The organism is Streptomyces phytophilus (genome assembly GCF_013870535.1).
GTDB classification, from domain to species: Bacteria; Actinomycetota; Actinomycetes; order Streptomycetales; family Streptomycetaceae; genus Streptomyces; species Streptomyces phytophilus.
In genome coordinates, this window is record NZ_JACBXC010000365.1 from 1 (window position 1) to 5073 (window position 5073).

2 protein-coding genes are annotated in these 5073 nt (G+C 75.4%); one reads left to right on the plus strand and one right to left on the minus strand.

The annotated features are described in order from the left end of the window. On the minus strand, positions 1-270 hold a 270-nt coding region (locus H5J30_RS17025), incomplete at its 3' end, for a GNAT family N-acetyltransferase (RefSeq protein ID WP_508470508.1). A 193-nt stretch (positions 271-463) separates the two neighbouring features. Here H5J30_RS17025 and H5J30_RS17030 point away from each other — a divergent pair. Beyond that, a partial coding sequence (locus tag H5J30_RS17030; protein WP_181788277.1) for a SpvB/TcaC N-terminal domain-containing protein occupies positions 464-5073 on the plus strand: 4610 nt, incomplete at its 3' end.

The window sequence follows — 5073 nt, forward strand, 5'->3', positions numbered from 1 at the left end:
CGCGACCCGGTAGCCGAGCTCCGCGGCCCCGTCCTCGATGTCCATGAGGTTGAACCTGCCGAGCACCGGGCCGTCCGCGTCGACGAGGACGTGGAACGCGCAGATGCCCGCCTCCTGCTCCGCCATCAGGGCGTCGAACCGGTCGGGGAAGCCGTCGAAGAAGGCGTCGCCCCGGTCCGGGACCGAGGCGGCGAAATAGGCGCGGTTCACCAGCTCGAAGGCCAGCACCGCGGGGGCATGACCGGCACGCAGCCGCTCCAGCTCAGGCACCGCACGACCCTACCCGCGCCGATCACCCGCGGTCCCCTGGTTTTCCCCCGCCCGGGCCGTGCGCGCCGGGCGTGTGCGTGGTCTCGCGCGCTCAGTCTTTCAGGTGCCTATGCGCTCTTGACACGTGCTCCGTCCCGTTTCGCCTCCCTACTCTGAGCGCGATCATTCGGCTCGGCGGCGCGGGGAGGGGCGTATGGGTGAGGGGTGGAGCGGTGGTGCGGAGGGCGGGCGGGAGGCCGGGGAGGCGCGGGAGTTGCCGGCGTTGTCGCTGCCCAAGGCCGGCGGGGCGCTGCGGGGCATGGGCGAGAAGTTCACGACCGACCCGGTGTCCGGGACCCCCTCCCTCTCCGTGCCGCTCGCCGTCTCGCCGGCCCGCGGCGCCGAGCCCGCGCTCGCCCTCGGCTACGACTCCGGGGCGGGCAACTCGCCCTTCGGGCTGGGCTGGTCGCTCGACGTGCCGTCCATCTCCCGCCGCACCGACAAGGGGGTCCCGCGGTATCTCGACAGCGACGTCTTCCAGCTGTCCGGTACGGAGGACCTGGTTCCGGCCGCCGTGCCCGCGCCCCGCACCGACGGCGCGTACGACGTCACCGCGTACCGGCCGCGCACCGAGGGCGCGTTCGTGCGGATCGAGCAGTGGCGGCACCGCGGCAGCGGCGACCTGCACTGGCGCGTGACGTCGCGGGACAACGTCACCAGCGTCTACGGGCGCGACCCGCAGGCCCGGATCGCCGACCCCGCCGACCCGGGCCGCCGCGTGTTCCGGTGGCTGCTCCAGCGGACCGAGGACGACCGCGGCAACGTCACCGTGTACGAGTACAAGGCCGAGGACCGCACCGGCGTCGACACCTCCGCGCCCGAGGAGCGCAACCGCACCTCTGTCGCCAACCGGTACCTCAAGCGCATCCGGTACGGGAACACCGAGCCCGGCGCCGCCGCCGGCTTCTGCTTCGAGGTGGTGCTCGACTACGGGGAGCACGGCGAGGACGCGCCCGCTCCGGACGGGGTCCGTCCGTGGCCCGTGCGCGCCGATCCGTGGTCCACCCGCAGGCCCGGCTTCGAGGTCCGCACCTACCGGCTCTGCCGCCGCGTGCTGACGTTCCACCGGATCCCCGCACTCGGGCCCCGGCCGCAACTGGTGAGCGCCCTGCTGCTCGGGTACGACGAGGACCCCGCCGTCACCAAGCTGGTCTCCCTCACCCACCGCGGCTACGTGCCGGACGGGCAGGGGTACCGGTCCGCCGATCTGCCCCTGCTCTCCTTCGGGTACACCGAGCGGACGGTGTCCGCCGCGGCCGGCCCGCTGACGTCCGACGACGGCGCCGTACGGCTCGACGGCCCGTACCGGTGGGCGGATCTCGACGGCGAGGGGATCGCCGGCATCCTCGCCGAGCAGGGCGGCGCGTGGTACTACCGGCGCAACCTCGGCGGCGGGCGCCTCGGCCCGTCCCGGCCCGTCGATCCGCTGCCGGGCGGGGCGGCCGGGCGGCAGCTGCTCGACCTCGACGGCGACGGGCGGCCCGCGGTCGTCCGGCTCGGCGGCGGCAGCCGCGCGGGCAGCGGCTCCGGCAGCGGTGGCTCCGGTGATCCCGGGTACCACGAGCGCACCGCCGACCGCGGCTGGGCCGGTTTCGCGGCCTTCCGCCGACTGCCCGCACTGGACTGGGACGACGCGAACCTGCGGTTCGCCGACCTCACCGGCGACGGCCTCGCCGACGTGCTCGTCACCGCCGACGACGGCCTCACCTGGTACCCGTCCGCCGGCGCCGACGGGTTCCACGACCCCGAGACCGTCGCCGCGGGGCGCACCGAAGAGCACGGGCCGCGGCTGGTGTTCGCCGACGCCGAGCAGAGCGTGTACCTCGCCGACATGACCGGCGACGGCCTCACCGACCTGGTGCGGATCGGCAACGGCGAGATCGCGTACTGGCCGGGTCTGGGCCACGGCCGGTTCGGGCCCAAGGTCGCCATGTCCCACGCGCCCGTCTTCGACCACCCGGACCGCTTCGACCAGCGGCGGGTCCGGCTCGCCGACGTCGACGGCAGCGCGCCCGCCGACGTCCTCTACCTCGGCCCGGACGGCGTGCGGCTGTGGTTCAACCAGGCGGGCAACTCCTTCGCCCCGCCCGAGCACGTCGACGGCGTGCGGCACACCGGCCCCCTCGCCCTGGCCTCGGTGGCGGACGTGCTCGGGCGGGGGACGGCCTGCCTCGTCGTCGCCGAACCCCGGCCGGACGGCGAGCCGCAGGTCCGCTACGTGGACCTGATGGCCGGCGGCAAGCCGCACCTGCTGAACCGCACGGAGAACGGGACGGGCCGGGTCACCACCGTCCGGTACGCCTCCTCCACCGCCTTCCACCTGGCCGACGAGGCGCGCGGCGAGCCCTGGCTGACCCGGCTGCCGTTCCCCGTCCAGGTGGTCGCCGAGACCGTCACGTACGACGCCGTCGCCGGCACCGAGCTGGCCGCGGCGTACCGCTACCGGCACGGCTACTTCGACGGCGCCGAGCGGGAGTTCCGCGGCTTCGGGTACGTCGAGCAGCGCGACGCGCTCACCACCGCGGCCGGCGAGCTGCACCAGCCGCCCGCGGTGGTCCGGCGGTGGCAGCACACCGGCTGGTACCCGGGCCGGGACCGGCTCGGCACCCCGTACGCGGACGAGTACGGCGGCCCGCTGCTGCCCGGCACGCCGCTGCCGCCCGGACTCACCCCGGCCGAGGAGCGGGAGGCCGCGCGGGCGCTGCGCGGGCAGGTGCTGCGGGCGGAGACGTACGCGGAGGACGGCACGGCGGCGCAGGAAAGCCCGTACTCCGTGGTCGAGTCGAGCCCCCGGGTGCGGCTGGTGCAGCCCGCGGGCGCGGGCGGGCACGCGGTGGTGTTCGTCCACCCCGGCGAGGCGCTGACCGTGTACAGCGAGCGGCAGGCCGACGATCCGCGCACCGTCCACGAGGTCACCCTGGAGGTCGACACCTGGGGCAACGTCCTCGCGTCGGCGCGGATCGCCTACCCCCGCGCGTCCCCGGCCGACCCCGGGCAGGGCCTGCTGCGGCTCGCCGTGACCGAGCTGTCCTTCGCCAACGACACGGCCGCGGCGGACCGCTGGCGGATCGGCGTGCCCGTGGAGAGCCGCGACTACGAGATCGGCGGGGTCGCGCCGCGCACCCCCGGCGAGCCGTTCGCGGCCGACGACCTCCTCGCCGGTCTCGCGGCGGCGGCGCGGCACGAGATTCCGTACCACGAGGAGCTGTCGGGCGGCGGACCGCAGCGACGGCTGGTCGCGCGCACCCTGACCACCTACGCCGCCGACGACCTCGCCACCGAACTCCCCCTCGGCTCCCCCGGGCTGCGCGCCCTGCCGTGGCGCACCTACCGGCTGGCCTTCGCCCCCGATCAGGCGGCCTTTCTGTACGGCGACCGCGTCACCGGCGCGGACCTGCGCGAGGCGGGGTACGTGCGGCGGGCCGAGGGCGCCGGCTGGTGGGCGCCGTCGGGGCGGCAGGTGCCGGACCCCGGCGAGTTCTACCTGCCGGTGCTGTACGCCGACCCGTTCGGCGCCGAGTGGGAGACCGAGTACGACGACCACCACCTCCTGCCCGTGCGGGTGTACGACCCGCTGCGCAACAGGGCCGAGGCGACGCCGCACTACCGCGTGCTGCGGCCGTGGCTGCTGACCGACCCCAACGGCAACCGCAGCGGCGTGCGCTACGACGCGCTCGGCCTGGTCGTCGCCACCGCGGTGCTGGGCAAGGAAGGCGGCTCTGCCGGCGACGTCCTCGACACCTCCACGCCGGAGGCGGCGGCCGGCGACGACCCGACCGCCACGATCGCGTACGACCTCGCCGCGGTTCCCGTACGGTTCCACGTCTCCACCCGCGAGCGGCACCGCGACCCGGACTCGCCCCGCCAGGACACGTGGACCTACCTGGACGGCAGCGGGCGCGACATGCTGACGAAGGCCCGCGCGGAACCCGCGCCGGGCGAGAGCGCCGAGCGCTGGGTGGGCACCGGCCGCACGGTGTACGACAACAAGGGCAACCCCATCCGCCGCTACGAGCCGTACTTCGCGCCCGACAGCGGCTTCGACACCGAGGACGAACTCGTCAGGCGCGGCGTCACCCCGGTGCTGCGCTACGACCCGCTCGGCCGCCTGGTCCGCACCGACTTCCCGGACGGCACCCGGTCCGAGGTGGTGTTCACGCCATGGGAGCAGCAGGACTGGGACCGCAACGACACCGTGCGGGACAGCCGCTGGTACGCCGAACGGTCCGGACTGCCGGACACCGATCCGCAGGGGCGGGCCGCCCGGCAGGCGCTGGCGCACGCGGGCACGTACACCGAGATCCGCTACGACACCCTCGGCCGCCCCCACCTCACCGTCCAGGACAACGGCGGCGGCAGCTTGCTCACCACGGAGGTCAGGCGCGACATCCAGGGCCGGGAGCGGGCCGTCGCCGACGCCCGCGGACTCCCGGCTCTCGCCCAGGACTTCGCCATGCTGGGCCACGCCGCGCACACCGTCGGCGCCGACGCGGGCGAGCGGTGGAGCCTGGTCGACGTGCTGGGCAAGCCGGTGCGCGGCTGGGACGGCCGCGGCAGCGAGATGTGGTGGGGGTACGACGAGCTGCGGCGGCCCGCGTACTCCAGCGCCACCGCGCCGGGCGAGGAGGCCGAGCGGCTGCGCGTGCGCTACTACTACGGCGAGTCGCTGGCCGACGGCCGCGCCCGCAACCTGCTGACCCGGCTGTGCCTGGTGTTCGACGGCGCCGGGGCGGTGCGCACCGAGGACGTCGACTTCAAGGGCAA